Source organism: Campylobacter sp. LMG 17559, assembly GCF_024723605.1.
Taxonomy (GTDB): Bacteria; Campylobacterota; Campylobacteria; order Campylobacterales; family Campylobacteraceae; genus Campylobacter_D.
The window spans coordinates 120746-145142 of the sequence record NZ_JANQCZ010000004.1 but is presented as its reverse complement, the minus strand read 5'-3'; the positions used below and the strand labels follow the sequence as shown (position 1 = coordinate 145142).

At 29.0% G+C, this 24397-nt stretch carries 24 protein-coding genes and 2 tRNA genes; 15 read left to right on the top strand and 11 right to left on the bottom strand.

Annotated features, from left to right (window positions below):
• Positions 1-362: 362 nt before the first annotated feature.
• The 6 genes from CAMP5082_RS03465 (at position 363) to CAMP5082_RS03440 (ending at position 9962) form a co-directional block, all read left to right on the top strand.
• On the top strand, positions 363-1775 hold the full coding sequence (locus CAMP5082_RS03465) for an aspartate ammonia-lyase (protein ID WP_263664325.1): 1413 nt from the start codon (positions 363-365) through the stop codon (positions 1773-1775).
• Between the two features lie 19 nt (positions 1776-1794).
• Positions 1795-3129, top strand: a complete 1335-nt coding sequence (locus CAMP5082_RS03460) for an anaerobic C4-dicarboxylate transporter (RefSeq protein WP_337205912.1) — start codon at positions 1795-1797, stop codon at positions 3127-3129.
• 92 nt (positions 3130-3221) lie between these two features.
• Positions 3222-4565 (top strand): TrkH family potassium uptake protein, encoded by a 1344-nt coding sequence (locus tag CAMP5082_RS03455; protein ID WP_263679750.1) that lies wholly within the window; start codon positions 3222-3224, stop codon positions 4563-4565.
• Entirely contained in the window at positions 4562-5203 is a 642-nt protein-coding gene (locus CAMP5082_RS03450) for a potassium channel family protein (RefSeq protein ID WP_263664328.1), read from the top strand. The genes CAMP5082_RS03455 and CAMP5082_RS03450 overlap by 4 nt, the downstream gene beginning before the upstream one ends.
• A 632-nt stretch (positions 5204-5835) precedes the next feature.
• On the top strand, positions 5836-9681 hold the full coding sequence (locus CAMP5082_RS03445; RefSeq protein WP_337205911.1) for an inverse autotransporter beta domain-containing protein: 3846 nt from the start codon (positions 5836-5838) through the stop codon (positions 9679-9681).
• A gap of 2 nt (positions 9682-9683) precedes the next feature.
• Positions 9684-9962 (top strand): hypothetical protein, encoded by a 279-nt coding sequence (locus CAMP5082_RS03440; RefSeq protein WP_337205910.1) that lies wholly within the window; start codon positions 9684-9686, stop codon positions 9960-9962.
• Position 9963: 1 nt separating this feature from the next.
• On the opposite strand, the gene CAMP5082_RS03435 is transcribed toward CAMP5082_RS03440, so the two are convergent.
• Positions 9964-10040 (bottom strand) — tRNA-Met (locus CAMP5082_RS03435).
• 116 nt (positions 10041-10156) lie between these two features.
• Here CAMP5082_RS03435 and CAMP5082_RS03430 point away from each other — a divergent pair.
• Positions 10157-10807: a putative metalloprotease CJM1_0395 family protein gene (locus CAMP5082_RS03430; RefSeq protein WP_337205909.1), complete on the top strand. Its 651-nt coding sequence runs from the start codon at positions 10157-10159 to the stop codon at positions 10805-10807.
• Here CAMP5082_RS03430 and CAMP5082_RS03425 read toward each other — a convergent pair.
• Positions 10808-10895, bottom strand: a tRNA-Ser gene (locus CAMP5082_RS03425).
• Between the two features lie 171 nt (positions 10896-11066).
• Between CAMP5082_RS03425 and CAMP5082_RS03420 the strand changes: the two genes are divergently transcribed.
• Entirely contained in the window at positions 11067-11936 is an 870-nt protein-coding gene (locus CAMP5082_RS03420; protein ID WP_337205908.1) for a hypothetical protein, read from the top strand.
• Here the strand turns inward: CAMP5082_RS03420 and CAMP5082_RS03415 are convergent.
• Together CAMP5082_RS03415 and mutY are read right to left on the bottom strand one after the other, a co-directional pair.
• Positions 11920-12777 carry a radical SAM/SPASM domain-containing protein gene (locus CAMP5082_RS03415; RefSeq protein ID WP_337205907.1) on the bottom strand — a complete coding sequence of 286 codons (858 nt, stop codon included), beginning with the start codon at positions 12775-12777 and terminating at the stop codon, positions 11920-11922. The two genes, CAMP5082_RS03420 and CAMP5082_RS03415, sit on opposite strands and share 17 nt — an antisense overlap.
• Positions 12767-13810 (bottom strand): A/G-specific adenine glycosylase, encoded by a 1044-nt coding sequence (mutY, locus tag CAMP5082_RS03410; protein ID WP_337205915.1) that lies wholly within the window; start codon positions 13808-13810, stop codon positions 12767-12769. The genes CAMP5082_RS03415 and mutY overlap by 11 nt, the downstream gene beginning before the upstream one ends.
• 75 nt (positions 13811-13885) lie before the next feature.
• On the opposite strand from mutY, the gene CAMP5082_RS03405 reads away from it, so the two are divergent.
• From CAMP5082_RS03405 to CAMP5082_RS03380, 6 genes are all read left to right on the top strand, one after another.
• Complete coding sequence (locus CAMP5082_RS03405) at positions 13886-14638, top strand: SIMPL domain-containing protein (protein WP_337205906.1); 753 nt, start codon at positions 13886-13888, stop codon at positions 14636-14638.
• Positions 14639-14700: 62 nt separating this feature from the next.
• Positions 14701-15117, top strand: coding sequence for a DUF1104 domain-containing protein (locus CAMP5082_RS03400; protein ID WP_263727963.1), 417 nt, complete (start codon positions 14701-14703; stop codon positions 15115-15117).
• Position 15118: 1 nt separating this feature from the next.
• Positions 15119-15805, top strand: a complete 687-nt coding sequence (locus tag CAMP5082_RS03395) for a response regulator transcription factor (protein ID WP_263727964.1) — start codon at positions 15119-15121, stop codon at positions 15803-15805.
• Positions 15795-17102: a sensor histidine kinase gene (locus CAMP5082_RS03390; protein WP_337205905.1), complete on the top strand. Its 1308-nt coding sequence runs from the start codon at positions 15795-15797 to the stop codon at positions 17100-17102. The genes CAMP5082_RS03395 and CAMP5082_RS03390 overlap by 11 nt, the downstream gene beginning before the upstream one ends.
• A gap of 8 nt (positions 17103-17110) precedes the next feature.
• Positions 17111-17800 (top strand): uracil-DNA glycosylase, encoded by a 690-nt coding sequence (gene ung / locus CAMP5082_RS03385; protein WP_337205904.1) that lies wholly within the window; start codon positions 17111-17113, stop codon positions 17798-17800.
• Positions 17801-17848: 48 nt separating this feature from the next.
• On the top strand, positions 17849-18106 hold the full coding sequence (locus CAMP5082_RS03380) for a TFIIB-type zinc ribbon-containing protein (protein ID WP_263727967.1): 258 nt from the start codon (positions 17849-17851) through the stop codon (positions 18104-18106).
• Between the two features lie 20 nt (positions 18107-18126).
• Here CAMP5082_RS03380 and CAMP5082_RS03375 read toward each other — a convergent pair whose 3' ends face one another.
• Positions 18127-18963 carry an ATP-binding protein gene (locus CAMP5082_RS03375; protein ID WP_337205903.1) on the bottom strand — a complete coding sequence of 279 codons (837 nt, stop codon included), beginning with the start codon at positions 18961-18963 and terminating at the stop codon, positions 18127-18129.
• Between the two features lie 65 nt (positions 18964-19028).
• On the bottom strand, positions 19029-19907 hold the full coding sequence (locus tag CAMP5082_RS03370) for a helix-turn-helix domain-containing protein (RefSeq protein WP_337205902.1): 879 nt from the start codon (positions 19905-19907) through the stop codon (positions 19029-19031).
• A 114-nt stretch (positions 19908-20021) separates the two neighbouring features.
• Between CAMP5082_RS03370 and CAMP5082_RS03365 the strand changes: the two genes are divergently transcribed.
• Positions 20022-20561, top strand: coding sequence for a superoxide dismutase family protein (locus CAMP5082_RS03365; RefSeq protein WP_337205901.1), 540 nt, complete (start codon positions 20022-20024; stop codon positions 20559-20561).
• A gap of 32 nt (positions 20562-20593) precedes the next feature.
• On the opposite strand, the gene CAMP5082_RS03360 is transcribed toward CAMP5082_RS03365, so the two are convergent.
• From CAMP5082_RS03360 to CAMP5082_RS03340, 5 genes are read right to left on the bottom strand one after another with little or no spacing between them, the layout of a single operon-like run.
• Positions 20594-21115 (bottom strand): flagellar FLiS export co-chaperone, encoded by a 522-nt coding sequence (locus CAMP5082_RS03360; protein WP_263676905.1) that lies wholly within the window; start codon positions 21113-21115, stop codon positions 20594-20596.
• 43 nt (positions 21116-21158) lie between these two features.
• Positions 21159-21749 carry an ABC-type transport auxiliary lipoprotein family protein gene (locus tag CAMP5082_RS03355; RefSeq protein ID WP_337205900.1) on the bottom strand — a complete coding sequence of 197 codons (591 nt, stop codon included), beginning with the start codon at positions 21747-21749 and terminating at the stop codon, positions 21159-21161.
• Between the two features lies 1 nt (position 21750).
• Positions 21751-22578 (bottom strand): MlaD family protein, encoded by an 828-nt coding sequence (locus CAMP5082_RS03350; protein WP_337205899.1) that lies wholly within the window; start codon positions 22576-22578, stop codon positions 21751-21753.
• Positions 22578-23300: an ABC transporter ATP-binding protein gene (locus CAMP5082_RS03345; protein WP_337205898.1), complete on the bottom strand. Its 723-nt coding sequence runs from the start codon at positions 23298-23300 to the stop codon at positions 22578-22580. The genes CAMP5082_RS03350 and CAMP5082_RS03345 overlap by 1 nt, the downstream gene beginning before the upstream one ends.
• Entirely contained in the window at positions 23297-24397 is a 1101-nt protein-coding gene (locus tag CAMP5082_RS03340; protein ID WP_442863320.1) for an MlaE family lipid ABC transporter permease subunit, read from the bottom strand. The genes CAMP5082_RS03345 and CAMP5082_RS03340 overlap by 4 nt, the downstream gene beginning before the upstream one ends.

Below are 24397 nucleotides of genomic sequence, written 5' to 3'. Positions count from 1 at the left end.
ATAAAGGTGGGTTAATTAGTAAGCTAATTAGCTTAGTAAAACTTTTAAATTTAATTTCTTCAAATTTAATTTATCAATTTCATAATCTTTTTGTATTTTGTGGAATTTTAAATTATACAAAAAGTAAATATAAATTTTTAAAAAATAAACAATAAAAGCAATAATAAACACTACAAACATCAAATACCTACCAAAAAAGCATTATATTTATAAAATGAATATCAATATTCTAATTTATTTTATATATTTTTATTGATTTTTGATAAATTCAGAAAAATTTATGAAACTTTTATAAAAAATTGTTATATAATACTCATTAAGTTTATAAACAAAACTTAAATAAAACCCACAAGGAGTACATCATGGGAACAAGAAAAGAACACGACTTTATTGGCGAGTTAGAAATTTCTGACGAGGTTTATTATGGAGTGCAAACTTTTAGAGCACTAGAAAACTTCCATATGAGTGGCAGAAGATTACAAGATTATCCTTATTTTGTAAAAGCTTTCGCTCAAGTTAAAAAAGCAGCTGCTCTTGCTAACAAAGAAGTTGGGGTTCTTGATGCTGACAAAGCTGATGCTATTGCTAAAGCTTGTGATAGATTGATTGCTGGTGAATTTTTAGATCAATTCGTAGTAGATATGATCCAAGGTGGTGCTGGTACTAGTACAAACATGAACACCAACGAAGTTATCACTAATATCGCTCTTGAAAGTATGGGACACAAAAAAGGTGAGTACCAATATCTTCATCCAAATGATCATACAAACTTAGGTCAATCTACAAATGATACTTATCCAAGCTCAATCAAAGTAGCTACCTATGCAAAACTTACTGATCTTTTAAAAGCTATGGAACTTTTAAAAACTGAATTAGAAGCTAAAGCTAAAGAATACAAAGATATCATTAAAATGGGCAGAACAGAGCTTGAAGATGCAGTTCCTACTACTTTAGGAAATACTTTCAACGCTTTTGCTAGCTATATTAAAAGTGATATTGAAAAAATCACAGCAGCTCGTGAGTCAATGAGTTATTTAAATCTTGGTGCAACAGCTATTGGTACAGGAATTAACTGCCACCCTGATTACAAATTTGTGGTTGAGAAAAAATTAAAAGAAATTACTGGTGTTGAATTTAAACCAGCTGAAGATTTTATCGCTGCTACTCAAGATACAGCTGACTTTGTACACGTAAGTGGCGCGTTAAAAACTGCAGCAGTGAGATTATCTAAAATTGCAAACGACTTAAGATTAATGAATTCAGGCCCAAGATGTGGTTTAGGTGAAATTAATCTACCAAAAATGCAACCAGGTAGCTCTATCATGCCAGGTAAAGTAAATCCAGTAATTTGTGAAGCAGTAGGTGAAGCTTGCTATGAAGTTATAGGAAATGATGTTACTATTATGCTTTGCTCTGAAAGAGGAGAATTTGAACTTAATGCATTTGAACCAGGTATTGCTTATGGATTATTTAACTCTATAGTATTACTTGAAAATGCAATGAAATCTCTAGCTGAAAAAGCTGTAAGAGGCTTAACAGCAAATCCTGAAGCATGCAAACAATCTGTACTTAACTCAATCGGTATTGTTACAGCATTTAATCCTGTTTTAGGATATGAAAAATCTGCAAGTATTGCTAAAGAGGCTTTAGAAACTGGTAAAGCAGTTGGCGATATTTGTCTTGAAAGAGGATATCTTCCAAAAGAAGAAATTGAAAGAATTTTAACACCAGAAAATATGTTAAATCCTCACATGACAGAGAAAAGAAAAGCTTAATTAACTTAGGAGTTTAATCATGGATATTATGATTATTTTACAACTTGTTGTCTTTCTTGGGGCAATATTCATAGGTATCCGCCTTGGTGGCATAGCAATAGGCTATGCTGGAGGTTTGGGTGTTGTTATTTTAGGTCTTGTTTTAGGTATGAAGCCAGGTAATATTCCTTGGGATGTTATCTTAATCATTGCTGCAGCGATTGCTGCGATTTCTGCTATGCAACAAGCAGGTGGTTTGGATTATATGGTAAAAGTTACTGAAAGAATTTTACGTAAACATCCAAGATTTATTAATTACCTTGCACCAGCTTGCGGTTGGCTACTTACTATTTTAGCAGGTACTGGTAATGCAGTATTTTCATTAATGCCTGTTGTTATTGATGTTGCAAAATCACAAAACATTAAACCATCAGCTCCACTTTCATTAATGGTTGTTGCTTCACAAATTGGTATTACAGCTTCTCCAGTTAGTGCTGCTGTTGTTTATATGACTGGTGTATTAGAACCGCTTGGTTGGAACTATCCTGCATTAATTGGTATTTGGATTGTAACTACCTTTGCTGCTTGTATGATTACGGCTTTCATTGTAAGTTTAATCACTCCAATGGATCTTAGCAAAGACCCTGTATATCAAGAACGCTTAAAAGCTGGTCTTGTAAAAAGTGCTTCTGATGTTTTACAAAGCGAAGACAAACCAGGCGCAAAACTTTCAGTTGCTATTTTCTTATTCACAGTATTAGCGGTTGTTCTTTATGCTACAGCAATTTCAAATAATATCAAATGGATTGATCCGGTAGTTATCCCAAGAGATGCTGCGATTATGAGTTTCTTATTAACAGCTGCAACTTTAATCACAATCTTTTGTAAAGTTGAACCTGCTAAAATTTTAGATACAAGTGTATTTAAATCAGGTATGACAGCTTGTGTATGTGTATTTGGTGTTGCTTGGCTTGGAAATACTTTCGTTGCGGGTCATGAAGCAGGTATTAAAGAAGTAGCAGGTGAATGGGTTAAACAAACTCCAGCTATGCTTGCAGTTGCATTCTTCTTTGCTAGTATGCTTTTATACTCTCAAGCAGCTACTGCAAAAGCTATTGTTCCAGTTATCATCGCTGCATTAGGAATTTCAGCTACAAATCCTGCAGATTCTTATATGCTCGTTGCTTGTTTTGCTGCCGTTTCAGCGCTTTTCGTTCTTCCAACTTACCCTACTTTATTAGGTGCAGTTCAAATGGATGATACAGGTACAACAAGAATTGGAAAATTCATATTTAACCACGCATTCTTTATCCCTGGTGTACTAGCTATAGCTATAGCTGTTGCTCTAGGCTTCTTAGCAGTAGGAATGCTTTAATACTTCAACTTTCCACGTTTAAAGTGGAAAGTTCTCTTTTTACTTATTAACCAATTTTAAGTAGAATGTTTTTTTAATTTTAAAGAATCAAAATGACAAAATTATCCTTAGATAGAAAAAATATAAGAATTTTATTCATAGGTTACATCCTAGTTGCACTTTTTGGCACCTTTATTCTAATGCTTCCTATTATGCACACTAAGCCCATATCTTTTCTAGATGCATTTTTTACTAGTGCTTCAGCTGTAAGCATGACAGGACTTATTGTATTAAACACCTCGTTAGATTTTAGCTTTTATGGGCAACTTGTTATCTTATTGCTTATTCAAATAGGTGGCTTAGGTTATATGAGTATAGCTATGGCTTTATATATTTTAGTGCGCAAAAAGATGAGCTTTGGAGAAAAAAATCTTTTAAGAGAATCCTTGATCTATCCTGAAGCTGATGGCCTTGTAGGATTTTTAAAAAAGGTTTTATTTTTTGTATTTGCTATTGAGCTTTTAGGTGCTCTATTGTTATTTTTAAGATTTAAGCTTGATATGAATTTAAGTGAAGCTCTATGGGCTAGTGTTTTTCACTCTATTTCTGCTTTTAATAATGCAGGATTTAGTATATTTGAAAGTGGTTTAATGCCTTATAGAGATGATTTTTGGATTAATTTTGTTATCACATCTTTAATTATCATTGGAGGTTTAGGGTATTTTGTATTATTAGAATTATACTTTTTTTCTAAAAAACGTTTTGCAAGCTTAAGTTTGCATACAAAACTTGTTTTAATTTCTACTGTTATATTGATTGTTTTTGCAAGCTTGGTAGTCTTTTTATTTGAATACCATAATCCAAAAAGCATAGGAGAATTTTCACTTTTTGATAAAATTATGAGTGCATATTTTACAGCGGTAAATTACCGAACAGCAGGGTTTAATACTCTTGATCTTAGCACCTTTAAAGATGCAAGTTTATTTTTTGGATCTTTATTTATGATTGTAGGTGGTGCACCTGGTGGAACAGCTGGGGGTATTAAGGTAACTACAATTGCTGTATTGCTAATCTATGCTTATTGGAGTATCAAAGATAGTAATGCAAGAATTTTCAACTTTGAAATTCCCACAGAAACTATCAATAAAGCTTTTATTATAGCGGTAAGTTCTATTGTATATATCATCACTTGTGTATTAATTTTATCCTTAATTGAAGATGATAAAAGCTTTTTACCCTTGCTTTTTGAAACAAGTTCAGCGTTTGCTACAGTAGGAGTTTCAGTAGGAGATGGTGGGACTTTATCGCTTAGTGCACTTTTTAACTCTGAAAGTAAATTACTTATCATATTGTTAATGCTTAGTGGTAGAGTGGGTGTGCTTGCATTTTTATTTAGTATATTTTTTAAAGAAAAAGAAAAATATTTGAATTATCCAAAAGGAAAGATAATATTATGAAAAAAGAAACTTATGGTATTATAGGACTTGGAAGGTTTGGTTCAGTTTTAGCAAAAGAACTTATTGATCAAGGTAAAAGAGTTATTGTTTCTGATATTGATGAAGAAGCGGTTAAGGAATTGCAAGATCATGCAGATTTTGCTTATATTTTAGATTCTACTCATACTATAGCCTTAAAGGAAGCAGGCTATGCAAATGCAGATGTTGTCATACTTAGCATAGGTGAAAATTTAGAATCAAGCATACTCACTTTCATGGCTTTAAAAGAAATTGGAGTAAAAAACATCATTGCCAAGGCAAACTCTTCTACACACGGGCAAATTCTTTCAAAACTTGGGGTTAATAAAGTCATCTATCCTGAAAAAGAATCAGCAAAGCGTTTAGCTAAAATTCTTATAACTAATCCAAATTTTGAGATCATAGATCTTTCAGCCAATACTATCAAAGTAGCAAAACTTTTAGTGGATGAAAACTTAGCAGGAAAAACTTTGCAATCTATTGGTCAAAACTTAAAAGTCATTGCACACAAACAGCATGATACTTGGAGTATTATGCCAAATTTAGAAACTACTGCTTATTTGAATGATATACTAATGCTACTTGGCACCCAAGAAGAACTAAATCAATATGAATATTAATAAATTTAAAGCTTATTTTTAAGCTTTAAATTTACACTTAAACCACCTTTCATCTTCCATTAAACATTCTATATATTATTTTACTTATTACCTAATTTATAAAAACACATAAACTATAATTAAATATATTTTTTTAATAAGTTATTTTAAGATTATAACAACTATTATCAAATTTATATAAAAACTCTATATTATAATTATCTAAAGAGTATAATAAGATATTTATAATCTTTATTTATTACTATATATAAGCTTAGTATTTATACTTTATATACCAAATATAATAAATACAATTTATATTCTTATACAAATACTATTTTTTCATAACTACAAATACATTAAACAATATAATAAAGTATAAATATAAAAGATATAAAAGCCTATTAGTCCATTGTCTTAAAAAAGTAAATAAAAGTAATTTTTGATGTTATGTAAATAATAATAAATCTATATGTAGTTTTTTAATAAAAAATAAAAGTAATTTTGATTATAGTTTATAAATAATTATTATATTTGATAGTTTTTTGGCTATTATTCAATCTTTTTATAACTTTTTTATCACTTTTGTATTTTTTGTGTTATCATATTCTCATCACAGATAAAAATTAAATGTAGGTTATGGGGGGGGGGATATGAAAAAAACACTTTTACTTGTTTTACTTATTCACACTTTTCTTTTTTCTCAAATAATGATTTTAAAAAATCAAGATAAAATCATTATAGATAACAATCAAACTCTTGCGCTTAATCATGTAAACCATGATCAAAAGCAAATACTTAAAGAGTATAATAATAGTATTGACCCAAAAGTTAAAAAGCTATTAGAAGAAAAACCAAAGAAAGATTCTAATCTTAGTAAAGAAGATGAAGAATTATCTAATAAGGTTATTAATACTATTCAAACCATAGGTAATATATATAATGCAGATAATGGTAAAGAAAGAGAAGAAATTATTAGAGATTTAGCAAGCAATTATTTAAGCTTGCAAGCTAATACTTTAATCCAAGAATATTTACACTCTCTTAATCACTCTATCAATAGTGAGTTTAATTTAAACTATAATGACAGAGGTGGTTTAAGTGGTAATGCTAAAGTTCTTTTACCTATTATGAGTGAAGATAATCCAAAAATATCTTATTTTTTACAAAGTGGTATAGGTGGATATGATAATAATAGAATCATAGGTCACTTTGGTGGTGGTATAAGATATTATCCTAATGCATTAGCATTAAATAATTCAGGTAATATCATGCTAGGATTAAACTTAGTTTATGATCATGATTTTAGTAGAGAGCATAAAAGAATGTCTTTGGGCTTTGAAAGTATGTTAGATACATTAGCTTTTCATGCTAATGTTTATCAAAGACTAAGTGATTGGATTAATAGTTATGATTTTGATAAAGATTATATATTAGAGCGCCCTGCTAATGGCTGGGACATGGGTGTTAAATATGCTTTTCCTGCTATGAGCAATGTAGCTGTTTTTGCTAATATGAGTAAATGGTATGGAAAAAAGGTTGCTCCATTTGGTAATGTAGGCTGCTTTGAAGATTTAGAAAAAAATCCTTTAATATATGAAGGAGGTATTACTTATTCACCTTGTCCAGCATTAACTTTTTCGCTAAGCCATAAAAGAAGTAATGAAAGTGATAAACAAGGCACAAATATAGCTATGAATTTTAATATACCTTTAGACAAAGATGCCCTCAAACATGCTTTTGATACAAACTTAGCAGGTATAAATAATACCATTGAAGGCTCTAGAACTCATTTTATAGATAGAGATTATTCTATGGTGCTTGAATATAAAGCCATTAATAATGCTTATCATATTTCTTATTGTGGAAATTTAGGGGATAATACTCATTGTATTATGCTAAAAAATGGTTTTAACCAAGCAGTTAAAAATGTTGCTATGAGTGTAACTCCTGAACAAAAAAGTGTAATCTTAAAGGATGGAAATCATTATATTACTAATGATAGTGGAAAGGTTTTTGTAAAAATAATCCATGCTTATGGAGTCCATCAAACCAATTTAATTGCTAAAGCAGGGAATGCTCAAGAAAGTTTCCCTATTACTATCATAGCTCCAAAAGAAGATTTTAGGATATTTGCTAAACCTTCTAATATACAAAGATATGAAAAATCTCTAATCACATTTGCAGGAAGTGATTTGGCAAGTGATTTAGATATAAATTGGAAATTAATTGGCAAAGGAAGCTTAGAAAAAACTCCAAATTCAGATAAAACAGATAAAGATGGAAATTCAAACATTATCTATAAGCCTGATACAAATATGAAAGATAAAGAAAAAGCAACAATCATTGCTAATGTATTAGGAGTTACTTTAAAAGCCTTTGTTCAAATAGCAATTTATGGAGATAATGATATTATCTTAGATAAAACTACTATAGGTAATAAAGAAAAAGCTCATGCAAGCTATAAAAACTTAAAAGCTAATTCTACAAAAGTTAAATGGAGCATACAAGGAGATAATGCTTTATTTATAGATAAAGATAAAACTACCAAAGAGCTTAATTTAGTAGCTGATGAAAATGGTGAAAGTAATGTAGAAATCATAGGACTTAGTGGAAATGAAAAAGTAAAAATCATTGCTAAGAATATGAGTGATGAATTAGTAAAAGAAAAAAGTAAAGTTTTAGAAGTTAAAAATTATACAGCTACTATGGAGCTTCCTACTGGAAAAGATCCTGTGACTCATCAAGACTTTGAAAAAGGAATGATTGATTATAAAAGCGACTTTGAAGTCAAACTTAAAGGTTTAATGCCAAAAACAAAAGTTTTATGGAAGGCTAAAGATATACAAAGCAATAAAACTTTAAGAATTAGTAACGATAAAGAAAGTACAGCCGATGATAAAGGTGAGAGTAGGGTAGTATTTGAAGGAGTAAAAGATTTTAATATTAAAAGATTACAAATCATTGCTACTTATAATCAAAGCACAGCTAGTACTCAAGAAGTAAGCGGAGAGATCAAACTCCACCAATACACCCCAAGCATTAATCTTAGTAAAGATAAAATCCATGCTTATGAAAGTGAAAACATCAAAGCTTTAAAAGATCCAAAACTTGATCATGTTGAAGTAACTTTAAAAGGTGGTAAGCCTAATGAAAAAATAGAATGGAGTTTAAGTGGAGACGCTACTTTAAGTAATCAAGAAGCAACATTTAATGCTAGTGGTGAAGCTAAAGCAATTATTACTTCTAAAGATCCATTTAAAGCTAATCCTATTATTAGTGTAAATACTATGGGTAAAGATTTAAGTAAAGAATTGTCTTATGAGATTAAAGAATATACTCCTAAAATAACTTATCCAAGCTTTAAAGCTCAAGAAAAAACTATAGATTATATAGATGATTTTAGTATTAAAGTAAGCGGTTTATTACCAAATTCAACCATTGATAAAATCAGTGGAAGTAAAGGAGTAAAAGCTAAAAAAGAAAGCTTTAATGTTAATGATAAGGGTGAAGCTACTTTAGAATTTAGTGGTATTAGTGATTATAGTGTTAAAGAACTTACTATTAAGTTTAGTTATATCAAACAGGGTAGCGTTAAAGAGGAACTTAATTTAGATAAAATCAAACTTTATCAATACAATTTACAAATACAATCAAACCGAACATGGTTTTACAATAAACTCGATGAACAATCTGAAATAAAAATTACTGGTGGACGTTTAAATTCTGAAATCACATGGAACATCCAAGGAGATGGGATAATAATCAATAAAGATAGCAAATTCAATTCTCAGGGTGAAGCTAAAGCAACTATTACTTCTAAGGCTCCGTTTGAAAATGAAATAATAATAAGTGCTTCGACATTAGGAAAAAAAATAGATCAAAAAATTTCCTATAAATGGGAAAAATTTTTCTTGCCAAAAATTATGTTTCCTTATGGTTTATTATATCCATATGAAGTTTATTATGTGAAACATTTTCCGGTAACAATAACTCATTTAAAGCCAGGATTTATTAAAGTTATACTGCCAGATGGAGTTAAAAGTGAAAAAGATCTTAGCAGATTATACACCAATGGAGAAACAACCATAAATCTATATGTTGATGACCCACATCTTAGATATTTTAGAATAGAACTTGAATGTGAATATAGAGAAAGTACAAGCGAATTAAAAAAATTTAAATCTGATGACGTTAAAGTACTGTTCCCAGAAGTTGATTTAGATAGAAAAGAGTGGAGAGTAGGATACAATCCTATGTCTCTTTTTTCACAATTTTCTTTAAAATTTAAAGATAAAGACATAAAAAATTCTCCAGATTGCAGGATAACTTCGTATGAATTAAAAAAATATATGTCCAGGGTATCAAGCGGAGGTATAGGATTTAATTTCATTACCTTTGTTAATAGTGACTCTGCAGGACACTATGATGAAGGTAAAATCAACTTCTCTTGTTTTGGCGGAGAACGAAATTTTGAATTTACTGTACAAGGAATATAAAATTGCCATTTTACAATTTTATGCAATTTCTATCTCTATTAGCTCAACTTTCAGAGGTAGAAATTAAAACTCTTATGGAATATAAAGATTTATTATTAAAAGCATTGTCATCTTTAAATGAATCAAAAGCATTTGATGTAAAAGAATGTACACAACTTATTAATACTCTTGAAGAAACTTTTTTAGATAAACTTCAAATAGAAGAAAGCAAAAAGAAAGCAATTTGCAAAAATATCATCAAAATACTAAAAAATCATTGGAAAATGTTTTTTGAAAGCTAGATGGTGTCAAGGGGGAGACTTGAACTCCCGACCTCCGGCTTATGAGACCAGCGCTCTAGCCAGCTGAGCTACCCTGACATAAAAAGAAGTTAAAATTATACTTTATTTTGCTTAACATTTTATAAAACATTTATTTTATAAATTTTTCAACTTTTTTGTGATAAAAATATGAAATTATATTAGAAAGGATTTTTATGCAAATAAGCTCAAGTTATAGCAATGCTTTTTATACACAAAATCCTTATCAAAACAAAGACAAAGAAGAAATCAAAGAAAACATTTCTGAAAAAGAAAATCCACAGCAAACAAAAGAAGATAAAAACGATCAAGAAAAAGAAGAAAAAACTCAAAAAGTCAACGGCAAAGACTTAAACGCTGAAGAGGTAAAACAAGTACGAGAACTTGAAAAAATCGACAGAGAAGTAAGAGCTCACGAAGCAGCCCACCAAGCAGCTGGTGGAGCTTTGGCCGGTGCTGCAAGCTTTGGCTATACAAGAGGTCCTGATAATAAAATGTATGCAGTCGAAGGAGAAGTGCCTATAAGAATGCAAAAAGGCAATACTCCTGAAGAAACTATAGCAAATGCCATGCAAGTAATTACTGCAGCTATGGCACCAGCTGATCCTAGTCCACAAGATTACAAAGTAGCGGCTAATGCTATGCAAATGCAAAATGACGCACGCGTCGAACAAGCTAAAATAAAGGCAGAAGAGCTAAAAGCACAAAATGAAAAAAGCGAAAATGAGAATGAGGAAAAAACAAATTCAAATTCCAAAGCTATAAAATCATACACACAAAATGCATCACAAGATTACATAGGAAGTCAGTATAACAAAAGCGCATAGTGGCAGAGAGGAAGGGATTCGAACCCTCGGTGAGTTGCCTCACACACGCGTTCCAGGCGTGCTCCTTCGACCGCTCGGACACCTCTCTAAAATTAAAAATTATAACTTATTTTTTTAAATTTATAATAAAAATTTTATAGACTTTCTGGATATTTAATCTTGAGTATAAAATTTATAGTCAAGATATGATTAAACTTTATAATGTTAAAATAAAAATAAAATATTTATTTTATTATTTAAAAACAAAAAGAGAATAGTTATGATAAAAAAGCTACTTATATTTTTTTTAAGTCTTGTTTGTACTTATCAAGCACAGGCTGTTTTAAACAAAGAAAGCCTTGGAGAAGGCTTTGGAAATACAAGAAGCGAAGCGATTAAAAACGCTATTAATGACGCTTTGGGGAAAACAGAAGGTTTAAAACAAGTCAAATTAAAAAAATTTGAATTTAATTTTAATGGAAATTTTAATATAGGCTATGATGAAGAACTTGACTTTGTTAGTAATGGTGTTTTTAATAGTTATGATATAAAGTCTCTAACTCAAACAAATCAAAGTGAATTTCATGCAAAAGTTTTAATCTATAAAAAACTTTATAGCGACAAAAGTCTTAAAAACAAAAGCTCTCTAATCATCATTAATAGAATCAAAACTGGACTTTCAGCCAAATTTGAACAAGAACTTTTAAGTGTTTTACTTCAGAATAAAAAATTTAAAATCTTAGACAAAACAAATCTTGATCTTTATAATCAGGAAAAATTTTTGCTTTCCAAAAATTCAAGCGATGAAGAACTTGTAAAGCTTTATAAGACTTTAGAAGCTGATTTTTTGCTCATTTTAAACCCAAAAATACAACAAATACAAAATGAAAACAACACTCAATCTTATGATATTATCATTGATTATCACTTAATAGAATTTGCTACAAATGAAAGCAAATCTTCTAATACTTTAGAGTTTAAAATGAGCTCTACAAGTAATTCAAGCAAACAAAAAGCTCTTAGAGGTATTGCTACAAAAATTACTGAAGATATTTTTAAACATTCTAAAGACAATCAAGAAGAAACAAAACAAGACTTGGATACAAATCATCAAATCAATGATGAAGATGAAATTAATTTAGGTTTTTAGCCTCTAAAAACTCACACCTTTTGCAAAGCTCGGCTTTTAAAATTCCTTGTTTAAAACCTTCTTTTAGTTCTATATATAAAGAGGAATTTAAAAGCTCATTAAGATCTTTTTCAAAGCAATTTCCTAGTTTTATATCCCCTTTAGTATCCAAACAACAAGGCACTAAAGTTCCATCACTTAAAATAGCAATTTGCCCATTTAAAGCATGACAAAACCCATTCTCTCTAACAACCTCATCCTTTAAAGAAGGCCATTTAAAAAGTCTAGCTTGGTGTAAGATAATATGCCTTTCTAAGCGATTTTTAGTTTTTTGCTTTTGAATTTTTATTTTAAAAATTTGTTCTAAAAAATCATAAATTTTTTCATTTTCTAAAGGTGGATTGAAATTTTTATCTAAATTCCAAAGTCTTAAGTTGATAAAAGAATTATTTTTATTTTCTAAGTGTAAAAAAATAAGCTTCAAAATAGGCTCAAAGTATTCTTTTAAGCTCATTTTACTTTGAGATAAAAAAGCGCCCAAAGAGATATTAATTTGGTGTATATTTTTAAAACTTAAAGCAAGATTGATTTTTTCTTCATCAAAATAAAATCCACTCGTAGTAAGCTCTATTTGCATATTAAATTTTAAAGCTATTTTTAAATACTCTTTTAAATTTAAAATCCTTAAAGGATCTCCAAGCACATGAAATGTAAAAAGCTTGGCATGATTATGCACGCTTTTACAAATTTTTTCAAAGTCTTCAAGGCTCATTTGTTTTCTTTGAGCTTTTTGGCTAGGACAAAAATCACATTTTAACCCGCAAATATCACTTAATTCTATATAAATTTTCTCAAAATACATAATCACTCTTTTTAAAAAGCTCAAGTGTTTTTAGAGCAAGTTTTGAAAGAGCAAGATGCTCTAAATCTTTATAAGAAAACGCTTTTGCTTTTAAATCTTCAAAATCATCATCTTTTAAAAAATACACCTTAGCATTGATTTTGTATTTGGTATAAGAATGTTTAAATTCTCCTATAAAATTTGCTTTTTTTTGATTTTTATATTCTAAAAAATTATACATATTAAAATACAATTTTTCCTCACTTTTAACAAGTAAGAATTGCTCATTTTTTTGCACTATAAGTATTTTTAAAACAATGTTTTCATATTGAATTTTTTTAGATGAGTTAAATTTTTCATGTTCATTTTTTCCAGCACAAAAACACTTTAAAGGACAAATTTCACATTTTGCATTTTTAGGCAAGCAAACCAAAGCCCCTATATCTAGCAAAGCTTGATTATGATCAAATGCATTATCATGATTTAAAAACTCTTTTGCTTTTTGCACTAAAATCTTAGAGTTTGGATTTTGTAAGCCATAAAATCTACTCAAAACTCTTTTAATATTTGCATCCACAAAAGACTTAGCTTGCAAAAAGCCAAAACAAACTATAGCTCCGGCTGTATATTCTCCAATACCAGGAAGTTTTTGAAGCTCTTTAATCTCAAATGGTAATTTTGCATCAAATTCTTGCACACAAATTTTTGCGCATTTGTGCATATTTCTAGCTCTGGTATAATACCCAAGTCCTTGCCAAGCTTTTAAAACCTCATCTTCACTTGCCATAGAAAGTACTTTTAAAGAAGGAAATTTAGCTAAAAACTGAAAATAATAATTTTGCAAAACACTTTTTACCTGAGTTTGCTGAAGCATAATCTCACTAACATAAACAGCATAAGCAATATCAATATTTTTTAGTTTTTTTAAATCATCCTCGCTACCATATTTTCTATACTCTTCGTGTAAAATACGCCAAGGAAGGCTTTTTCTGCCATTTTGTTCATACCATTTTAAAATACTTTTATGAATTTTTTGCATTAAGACTTTCTTTATTTTTTAAAAATTATACAATCTATTCTTAAAGGCTTTATGTTAAAATTAAAAAAATATTTTCAAAAAGGAGCAACAATGAAAAGTTTTTTAAAAGGCTTAGGCTTAGGACTACTTTGTTTAGTATTATTTGTGCTAGGAGTGATTTTTAACACTGAATTTTTAGGCTTAAAAAATCACAATCAACAAAATATAGAATTTTCAAGAAATATAGAAGTATCTAATGAAATCATGCCAAATATCTTTAATGCTACTTTAAATTTTAGTGCCAGCGAAGAACTTAGTAAAAAAACTATTGTTTCTAGTGAAGAAAAAAATCATATTGCTAAAACATTTAAAGAAATCTCAGATCGTATTGCTAAAGAAAATTATTGCAAAGGTGGAAGTTATACTTTAGAACCAAGTTATAATTACTATCAAGGAGTAAAAACATTAAATGGATATAGATTACACTCTAATTTTACTTGTCAAATCCCGCAAAACAAAAATAAAGACTATGAAAATCTTATAAAAGATATAGAAAATATTAGCGCTACCAATGCTTTAATTTCTTTTAACACCAAAGCCTTACAAGCTGGCTTTGATGAGGCTATTTTAGAAGCAAACAAAGAAGATTTATATGATCTTGCATTTAAAAAAGCTTTTGAAAAGGCTCAATATTATTCTAAAACTCTAACAAAAACTTGCATGATAAAAAATATTCATTTTGATAGTTGCAATATTAAATACAACTCCCCAAATTTAGCAGCTAGTGCAGATAATGTTGTATTGCCTATTATTAAAAGTGAAAAACAAAACTTAAAAGCTAATGTACTTTTTGTTTGTCAATAAATTTCATTTTGGCTTTATTTTGAACTTTTATAATTTCTCATCATTAATTTAAAGGAGAAACAATGAAAAAAATTGTAAGTTTATTTATCGTGGGTTCTTTGGCTGCTTCATTTGCCCTAGGAGCTGATTTTTCTAAAAAAAGTAATGATGAGATTTTAAATCTTGCAAAAAGTGTAAAAGCGCAAGATCAAGCTGATTTAGTTATTGAGATGAAAAAAAGAATGAATGAAATGAAATACAAAGATGCAAAAGATTTTCATCAACAATTTAGAGCTAATTTACACGAAAACATCTCTAAACTTTCTACTCAAGAAAGAAACCAAAGAAGAGCTATCGTTCAAGAAGATATGCAAAAACTAACCGATGAAATGAGTGGCAAAGAAATAAGAGAGTTAAATTTGCACCATTACAATAACACCCATTCCCATAAAAATCATCATGGTTTAAGAGCGCACCATGCAAATTGTCCGATGAGATAAAATGGCAGCAAAAATTCTGCTCTTAGAAGACGATTTAAGTTTAAATGAAATTATAGATGAAGCCTTAAGCGATGAGGGCTTTAAAGTCTCTTGTGTGTATGATGCACAAGAGGCACTAGAAAAAGCTTATGAAGAAAATTTTGATCTTTGGATTTTTGATGTTAAAGTTCCAAAAGGCAATGGTTTTGAAGTTTTAAAAGAATTAAGAGAAAGTGCTAAAAACACCCCTGCTATATTTTTAACTTCTTTATCTATGCTTGATGATGTAAAACAAGGATTTTTGTCAGGTTGTGATGATTATGTTAAAAAACCTTTTGATATAGATGAATTAATTATCCGTGTAAAAAATATCATTAAAAGAAATTTTAGCCACCAAAAAGAAGATTTGATTTTGCTTAACTCCTCAAAAAATATTTCTTTTGATCCGCTTAATAAAACTCTTTATCAAGATAAAACAATCATCAATCTTACCAACAAAGAAAAAGAGCTCTTAGCCTTGCTTTTAAAAAAACGCCCACACTTTGTAAGCATAGAAACCATTTTTGATGAAATTTGGAGTTTGGATGAAGAGCCAGCAATTATGAGCCTTAGAGTTTATGTAAAAAATTTAAGAAAAATTCTTGGCAAAGACCTTATTATCAATCAAAGAAACATAGGCTATGCCATAAGGCTAGAAAATGAAAAGTGAAAATTTTAATAATACTATTTTTAAAATTCTAGCCCTTTATATCATCACAAGTGGTGTATTTCTAACAATTTTTTTTATCACTTTTTATCAAAAAGAAGCAAACTACATACGATTAAATCAAATAACACATTCATACACTCACTATAATTATATTTTGCAAAATATCATCGAAGCAAGACACGATAGAACATATTTAAATCAAGAAGATTTTTCCTATATATCCAAAAGACTCAACACTCAATTTACCATTATCGCAAATAACCAAGTTATTTTTAGCAATTTAACTTTCGATGCTTTAAAAATATTAACACAACTTAAAAAAAATGATTTTATTTACAATGAAAACAAAAGATTATTTATAGATTTTTCAAGGATTAGAAATCTCAACACCTATATAGACACAAGTAATCTAAAAAAACCAAAACACCATTCTCATTTCTTAAGACATAAAAATATTCATATCATTATAGAAACTGATGATCTTGGTTTTAAAAAAGAGCAATACCGCAAAGATAATTATAATAATCTAGACATCAATGATTTTGCCGATGAACTTTGGAAATTAAAATTAAAAACTATTTTTTATACTCTTATATGTATTTTGTTGCTTGCTATGGTTGCTTATATACTCATCTTACTTGTCTTTAAAAATATCAAAGAACAATTTAAAGCACTTAATGATTTTATCAAAGATACCACGCACGAAATTAACACACCTTTAAGTGTGATTTTAGCTAGTATTAAAAAATTTGATGATACAAATTTAAATCCAAATAACATAAAAAAACTAAATCATATCAAACTAGCAAGTAAAAATTTAAACCACATCTATCAAAATCTCATAGCCTTGAATTTTTTCTTGCAAAAAGAAAATACAAAAGAAGATATCAATTTAAAAGAGCTTTTGGAACAAAGGTTAGAATACTTTGAAACTTTAATCGCCCAAAAAAATCTCATCATTGAAAAAAATCTTTTAGAGCAAAACTTTTATGCTAATAAAGAAGAAATGCAAATTTTAATCGATAATCTTTTAAGCAATGCCATAAAATACACTAATGCTCATAAAAAAATCTATATTTACTTAAAAGAAAAAACACTTACCATTAAAGATGAAGGTCAAGGTATGAGTACTAAGGAAATAGCTCAAATTTTTACACGCTATAAACGCTTTAATCAAGATCAAGGTGGCTTTGGCATAGGTTTAAACTTAGTCAAGCAAATAGCTGATAAAAACAATATCAACATTAAAGTTTTAAGCAAAGAAAATGAGGGAAGTGAGTTTATACTTTCTTGGTAAGGATAAAAATGGATATTTGTTTAGAAAAAATAAAAATAGAACAAACTTGGAAAGAATTTTTAAAAGATGAGTTTTTAAAACCTTATTTTTTAGAGATAAAAACTCATTATATCAATGCCTTGAACGAAGGAAAAACTATATATCCGCCAGCAAATTTAATCTTTAATGCATTTAACCTAGCTCCTTTACAGGATTTAAAAATCATACTTTTAGGACAAGATCCTTATCACAACCCAAATCAAGCTATGGGTTTAAGCTTTAGCGTACCAATAGGAGTTAGAATTCCCCCATCTTTACTTAATATCTACAAAGAATTACAAGATGATTTAAACATTCCTATAGCAAGACATGGAGATCTTAGCAAATGGGCTAAACAAGGAATTTTACTTTTAAACTCTATCTTAAGCGTAGAAGCAAACAAACCTGCTTCACATGCACATTTTGGCTGGCAAAAATTTACCGATGCAGTTATATCAAAACTTAGCGATGAAAAAGAGGGATTAGTGTTTTTGCTTTGGGGAAATTATGCTAAAAATAAAAAAGTTTTAATCAACCCTCAAAAACACTTTATCCTAGAAGCAGCACATCCTTCACCTTTAGCAAGGAATGCTTTTTTAGGTTGCAAACATTTTTCAAAAAGTAATGAAATTTTATTAAAACTTGGCAAAAGTCCTATTGATTGGGACTTAAACTCATAATTTACTTTAAACCTATATACTTTAGGAAAATTTTTATAAAGGATAAATATGAATTGCCCAGTTTGTGCAAATACAGCTTTATTAATGAGTGAAAGAAATGGAGTTGAGATTGATTATTGTCCAAAATGCCGTGGTGTTTGGCTTGATCGTGGTGAACTTGATAAAATCATAGAAAGAAGTACATCTCAAAGTACGCCACAACAATCTCAACAACCAAATTACAACCAACAAGCAAACTATCATCATAACAATGGTTATAAATACAAGAAAAAAGAAAGTTGGCTTGGAGAATTATTTGACTTTTAAGCCTTTTGGCTTAAAAGTTTTTATAATTTTACTTTATTCAAGGCATTCTCTGCCATTTTTGGTACCCATAAATACTCACCATCAAAAAACATATCTGCAGGCCCTTTTATAGGGTTTAGATCTAGCTTTATCTCTTTGTTGTCTTTTAGAATATAAATATATCCTTGAAGATTTTTACCCCAGCTTGATACTAAAAGATTTTTATCTTTATCAAACACTATACCGTCAAATTGTTCTATTTTGTTACTTAATTCTTTAATTTTTTTTGTATTTAAATCAATACTAATGATTTTTCCACCTGTTTTATCGCTTGGATCATAACCTGCAACAAATAAAGTGTTTTTTTCTACCAACAATCCATTTGGACCACCATATTTTGAATCTAAATGGATGAAATTTTCATATTTTTTATCTTTTAAAAATACTTTATGGATATATCCTGTGCCTGTATCACTCACTAGCAATGTATCATTATCTAAAACTGCTATATCATTTAAAAATACTGCATTTTTTATAGGGAGCTTGAAAATTTCTTTTTTACTTTTTACATCAAAACCATATAAGACATCAATATCTACAACATACAAAACATCAGCTATTTTAGACATACCCTTTGGAGCATTAAGATTTTTGATAAATTCTAGTTCTACAACTTTTCCATCTTTGTCTAACTTTGAAATAAAACCATCATTATCTTTATTTAGTGGAGCCAATTCTTTTCCTACATTAGACACATAAACCGCACTTTCATCTACATATACACTTTCAGGATGTGCAAAACCTTTAAATTCTTGCACCTCTAAAGCATTTGCACTACAAAATGCAAATAAAGCTAAAGCTAAAATACTTTTTTTCATATTGTTACCTTTCTTAATTTTTATTCAAAAATTTTAATATAATTTAAAATTAAAATCTATCACTTTTAAGACAAAAAATATAAGTTTTTTGATTTTTGCTCTTGTTTTGGTGTAATGCCATATCTTTTTTTATATCTTGCTATAAACCAAGCAGGGGAATTAAATCCAAGTTCATGGCAAATTTGAGTAATATTTTTAGTGGAAAATTCTAGTAAAAATTTAGCTTTTTCAAAACGCTTATTATCAAGCCATTCTTTAGGACTTATTCCAAAACTTTGTTTAAAATTACGACTAAAGCTTGCTATATCCATTTTACTAAATTTAGCCATAGAAGCCACATTTTCAAAATCATTTTGACAATATGCAAACATCTGATAAAGATCTAATTTAAAACCACTTAAAATTGCTTTTAAAAAGGCTAAAAATTCTGCATTGTCTTCACTATACAGTAAAGATAAAAATAATTCTTCAAATTTTAATTTAAGCAAATATTCGTTATTTTTAGAACTGTTTATATAAGGTAAAAATGATTGAAAAATACTCTTAGTTACAAAATCTGATTTTAAACTAAATAAACTTTTAGAATACTCTAAAGAGTTTAATTTAGAAATTAAATCTTGATATTTAAAAACAAGCTCTATCAAAATACTCTCTTTAAAACATAAAATAACAGACTTATAAGTATTTTCACTATTTAAATAATCTCTAATAGAAAAGGAATTTTTTGTGAAAAAAATAATTTCATCTTTGTTTGCTTTAAAATGATTATCAATAGTATAAATACTTTTAGAACCTTCTAATATAAAAACCAAAGTATAGTCTTTAAACACCACTTCTTGGTTTATATTACTTGGTGATTGTTTTTGATAATGACACAAAGAAAATAAAGAATTATGTAAAACTTTTTGACTCACTTTTTCAAAATCTTTTGGAAAAACTAACATTAAAACCTTTTTTATAAGTTTTTTGATTATTGTATTTTATAAAAAATAACAAAAAATAATTTTTCATTAATAATATATGCTACAATAAAATAATTTTTAACAAAAGGAGAGAAAATGAGAAAAATAATTCTAGGATCTTTACTAGCATCAAGTTTTTTAATTGGGGCAAATTTGGAAAATTTTGATCCAAAAGCACAAAAAGATCATTTAGTTATCAAAATGGAAATTCTTGATAAAAACACCAACAAAAACGCAGGTGAAGTAGTAGCAGTACAAACTCCTTATGGGGTAGCGTTTTACCCAAATCTTCAAGGCTTAGAAAGTGGAATTCATGGTTTCCATGTTCATGCAAACGCTGATTGTGGAGCAACTGATAAAGGTTTAGGTATGAAAGCTGGTGGTCACTGGGATCCTGAAAAAACTGACGCACACTCAAGCCCATGGGATGATAAAGGCCACAGAGGTGATTTACCACCACTTTATGTAGAAAAAGATGGCAAAGCAACTAATCCTGTATTAGCACCAAAAATCAAAACTCTTGATGAGCTTAAAAATCACTCTTTAATGATACATTTTGGAGGAGATAATCATAGTGATCATCCTGCAGCGCTTGGCGGTGGTGGCGCTAGAATGGCTTGTGGAGTTATTAAATAATACACATACTAAAGGCTTTTTAGCCTTTAGTATTATTTAAAAAGCTTAGTAAAATCAAAATCATTCATAAAATCATGGCTTGATCCGCCAAAACTTTGACTAGGACTATAAGTAGCAATAGCCACTGCAAGCTCGCTAAGCATAGAAGCTATTTCTTCTCTTTTATCTATTATATAAGCTTTCATACCCTCATAATCACTAGTTTCTAAAATTTTTAAAGGGTTATAAATTTCAAAAGCAAAAGCCTTTGAGCCTACATTTACATTATAATTATTATCAAATAAAGCATTGCCTAAAAATGAGCAATTATCTACTATTTTCAAACTTTCACTTGCAATTAATACTTTATCTTGTACATCTTCATAATTTTTATCTTCTAAAAGTTTTGAAATTTTTTTCAACGAAGAATCTAAAATTTGCAAAGCACCGACAAAATCATTTGCATCAGTAATATCTTCACTAAATTTTTGTGTTTGGTGTTTTAAATTCGCACCATCTATACTTGAACCTACTTGTCCTAAATGCTTTTGTAAGATTTCTAATTCATCTCTCATAATACACCTTCCTTGTTATTGCTATAATCAAGGAAAGCATTTTTTATTCCAAATTTTGATCTATCCAAACTCTAAAATCTTTAGCAAAAAGCAAAAAAACCTCATCATAATTTTGGATTAAATTTTGGGGATTATTATCATTTAATTCTTTTTCATAGTAAAAATACTTACTTGCTATAAGTTTTTTAGTGTTTATTTGCACCAAATTTAAATTAATGCCTAATTTTATTTTAGAATGCACCTCATCACTAAAATCTTGCTCTAATATATCTACTTTACTTTCTAAAACATAATCAGCACTAGCTAGACTATCTTGGTTTAAAACCGCTTTAAATACTCCTAAATCTTGCAAATGAAATTCCAAAAAAGTTTTAATCATCAAAGCAGGATTTTCTTTCCAAAAATGATAAGCATAAGCATTAACAACATGATCTTTTTTATAAAAAATTTCATTAGTATAAGCTGAGCCCTTAGGCAAAGAAACTATAATAGTTGCATTTTTTTTATTTTGACTTTGCTCTAGCTTTTCTAAATTAATACTAAAATATTTATTTGCAGGTAAAGTTTGACTTGGACTAATCAAAGAACAAGCACTAAAAAAAATAGCTACTAAACTAATATATAAAAATTTCATTTTATTCTCCTGGAGCATATTGAATAGCTTTATCTTTATAAATCACATCGGAAGGATTTTGCTTTAAATTTTTTAGTAATTGCGTAAAATCTAAAAACAAAACTCTTAAAATATCTAAATTTTCATTCAAAAGCATTCTGCTTTTATTAAGCTCATTAAGTTGGCCATTAGCATTATTTAAAAAATTTGAAAATTCATCCGCACTTTTATCAAGTTTAGAACTTGTCTGATTTAAATTTTCTAAAAATGCTGGCGTATTAGCATTTAAATGTGCAGATAATTCTGATGAATTTTGTAAAATACGCTCTATGTTTTTTAAATTTTTATCACTTAAGAGACTTTCTAGTTTTATTTTTGAACTGGTAATTAATTCTAATAAATTTGATGTTTGTTTATCTATGCTTGCAAAAAAACTTTCTTTTGATTTTATAATAGGATATACATCACCATCTGCTTTTAAAACACTAGCTTCCTCACTACCCCCTGCAAGCTGAATAAACTTAAATCCTGTTATACCTTGAATTTGTAAGCTTGCATAAGTATCTGTTTTAACCGCTAAATCAGAATCAAGCTTGACTAAGATTTTCACTCTTAGTTGATTACTTGAACTATCTATGCTGATATTTTCAACACTTCCAACATCAACCCCTAAAAATTTAACCGGAGCTTTGACGCTAAGCCCTGCAACCGATTCTTCCATATAAATTTCATAATATTTAAAAGATTTTTCATCTTTTAAATTCCCATACCACACTATAAAAAACAAGCTGATAAAAAATAACACACAAACAAAAATTCCGATCAAAATATAATTTGCTTTATTTTCCATTATTGCATAAACCTCTCATAAAGTCTTGGATTTTGCTCTTGCAAAGTCTCAACATTTCCCAAAAAACCAACTTTTTTATTCTCTATAATCAAAAAGCGATTTAATACATTTTTCATACTTTCTTTATCATGAGTAATTAAAATCACACATAATTTAAAGCTTTGTTTTAAACTCAAAAGCAACTCATCAAATTCTCTCGAACTATAAGGATCAAGCCCCGAAGTTGGCTCATCTAAAAAAAGCAATTTAGAATCAAGTGCCAAAGCTCTAGCTATAGCCACTCTTTTTTTCATACCCCCACTTAATTCACTCGGATAAAGCTTAGCCACACTCTCATCAAGCCCCACCATTTTAAGCTTCATCATGGCTATTTCTTTGATATCGTTTTTGCTAAGTTTTGTATATTCAACTAAAGGTATACTAATGTTTTCAAGTATATTAAAAAAGCTAAATAATGCTCCATATTGAAAAACAACACCCCATTGTTTTTGCAAAAATAAAGCATCTTCATCACTTATATTTTTTAATCTCTTGCCTAAAATTTCATACTCGCCCTTATCAAAATGCTCAAGCATTAACATTTGTCTTAAAAGTACAGATTTGCCACTACCACTACCACCTAAAATGCCAAAAATTTCATTATATTGCACTTCAAAGCTAATATCTTCATGTACACATTTACTTCCAAAATAAGTGCTGATATTTTTAGCCTTTATAATCAAAATCCAGCCTTTGTTAAAAATACAGAAAAAATCGCATCAAAAGCTATCACCCAAAAAATAGCATTTACAACACTTTTTGTCGTATAAACACCTATACTTTCGGTGGTTTTTTGCACAAAAAATCCTCTAAAACAAGCAATAGAAGCAATCAAAAATCCAAAAATAGGTGCCTTTATAAGTCCTATGATGATATGTTTAAGCTCCACTGCTTCTTTAAAACGACTCATAAACTCACTTGCACTAATTTCTAAACTCAACCAAGCAACTACAATTCCACCTATAATGCTTAAAATATCCGCCACTATTACCACTAAAGGCATAGCAAGCGCTAAGGCTAAAACTCTAGGTAAAATGATAAACTCACTTTCTTTAAAACCCATAGTTTTCATCGCATCAATTTCATCAGTGAGCTTCATCACTCCAATTTGAGCTGTATAAGAACTTGCACTCCTGCCTGCAATAACAATAGCACTAATTAATGGTGCAAGTTCTCTAGTAGCAGAAATTCCCATTAAATCAACAATGTAAATATTAGCTCCAAATTGTGCAAGTTGATACGCAGCTTGATAAGCAAGCACCACACCTACAAGTAATGAGGTTAGCATAATAATAGGCAAAGCATTAATAGCACTATTTTCTACATGATATAAAAATGCCTTAAAGCGAAGTTTTTTAGGGTTTAAAAGTGTTTTAAAACAAGTATAAATAATAAGTCCTATGAAATTTAAAAACTGCACTAAAAGTGTAAAAGATTCAACAACCTTTTTTCCTAAATTTTCAAAAAAATCTTTGATTGTTTTTTTATTTTCATGAGTATTATGAAAACTTTTATAGTGTTTTTGACAAAGTTCAAAAAGCTTAGCATGCTCGCTTTTAAGATTTATCCTACTAAACTCAAAACCTTTTTGCTCAAGTTCATTTTCTAAAGCTAGAAAATACCTAATCCCAGCAGTATCTATAAAATCTAAATTTGCAAAATCAAAAATAATATTTTTTTGAGTAGGAAAATCTAATTTTTCTAATTTTCCTACGCTAGTTTTATCCCATATACCAAAAACACTAAAAACACATTCTTGGTTTTTAATGTCTTTGATGAT

Excerpts from the sequence above, each read along its gene's own strand:
- CAMP5082_RS03465 (WP_263664325.1), top strand. The coding sequence starts at position 363 with ATGGGAACAAGAAAAGAACACGACTTTATTGGCGAGTTAGAAATTTCT.
- CAMP5082_RS03460 (WP_337205912.1), top strand. The coding sequence starts at position 1,795 with ATGGATATTATGATTATTTTACAACTTGTTGTCTTTCTTGGGGCAATA.
- CAMP5082_RS03455 (WP_263679750.1), top strand. The coding sequence starts at position 3,222 with ATGACAAAATTATCCTTAGATAGAAAAAATATAAGAATTTTATTCATA.
- CAMP5082_RS03450 (WP_263664328.1), top strand. The coding sequence starts at position 4,562 with ATGAAAAAAGAAACTTATGGTATTATAGGACTTGGAAGGTTTGGTTCA.
- CAMP5082_RS03445 (WP_337205911.1), top strand. The coding sequence starts at position 5,836 with ATGAAAAAAACACTTTTACTTGTTTTACTTATTCACACTTTTCTTTTT.
- CAMP5082_RS03430 (WP_337205909.1), top strand. The coding sequence starts at position 10,157 with ATGCAAATAAGCTCAAGTTATAGCAATGCTTTTTATACACAAAATCCT.
- CAMP5082_RS03420 (WP_337205908.1), top strand. The coding sequence starts at position 11,067 with ATGATAAAAAAGCTACTTATATTTTTTTTAAGTCTTGTTTGTACTTAT.
- CAMP5082_RS03415 (WP_337205907.1), bottom strand. The coding sequence starts at position 12,777 with ATGTATTTTGAGAAAATTTATATAGAATTAAGTGATATTTGCGGGTTA.
- CAMP5082_RS03405 (WP_337205906.1), top strand. The coding sequence starts at position 13,886 with ATGAAAAGTTTTTTAAAAGGCTTAGGCTTAGGACTACTTTGTTTAGTA.
- CAMP5082_RS03400 (WP_263727963.1), top strand. The coding sequence starts at position 14,701 with ATGAAAAAAATTGTAAGTTTATTTATCGTGGGTTCTTTGGCTGCTTCA.
- CAMP5082_RS03395 (WP_263727964.1), top strand. The coding sequence starts at position 15,119 with ATGGCAGCAAAAATTCTGCTCTTAGAAGACGATTTAAGTTTAAATGAA.
- CAMP5082_RS03390 (WP_337205905.1), top strand. The coding sequence starts at position 15,795 with ATGAAAAGTGAAAATTTTAATAATACTATTTTTAAAATTCTAGCCCTT.
- ung (WP_337205904.1), top strand. The coding sequence starts at position 17,111 with ATGGATATTTGTTTAGAAAAAATAAAAATAGAACAAACTTGGAAAGAA.
- CAMP5082_RS03380 (WP_263727967.1), top strand. The coding sequence starts at position 17,849 with ATGAATTGCCCAGTTTGTGCAAATACAGCTTTATTAATGAGTGAAAGA.
- CAMP5082_RS03375 (WP_337205903.1), bottom strand. The coding sequence starts at position 18,963 with ATGAAAAAAAGTATTTTAGCTTTAGCTTTATTTGCATTTTGTAGTGCA.
- CAMP5082_RS03370 (WP_337205902.1), bottom strand. The coding sequence starts at position 19,907 with ATGTTAGTTTTTCCAAAAGATTTTGAAAAAGTGAGTCAAAAAGTTTTA.
- CAMP5082_RS03365 (WP_337205901.1), top strand. The coding sequence starts at position 20,022 with ATGAGAAAAATAATTCTAGGATCTTTACTAGCATCAAGTTTTTTAATT.
- CAMP5082_RS03360 (WP_263676905.1), bottom strand. The coding sequence starts at position 21,115 with ATGAGAGATGAATTAGAAATCTTACAAAAGCATTTAGGACAAGTAGGT.
- CAMP5082_RS03355 (WP_337205900.1), bottom strand. The coding sequence starts at position 21,749 with ATGAAATTTTTATATATTAGTTTAGTAGCTATTTTTTTTAGTGCTTGT.
- CAMP5082_RS03350 (WP_337205899.1), bottom strand. The coding sequence starts at position 22,578 with ATGGAAAATAAAGCAAATTATATTTTGATCGGAATTTTTGTTTGTGTG.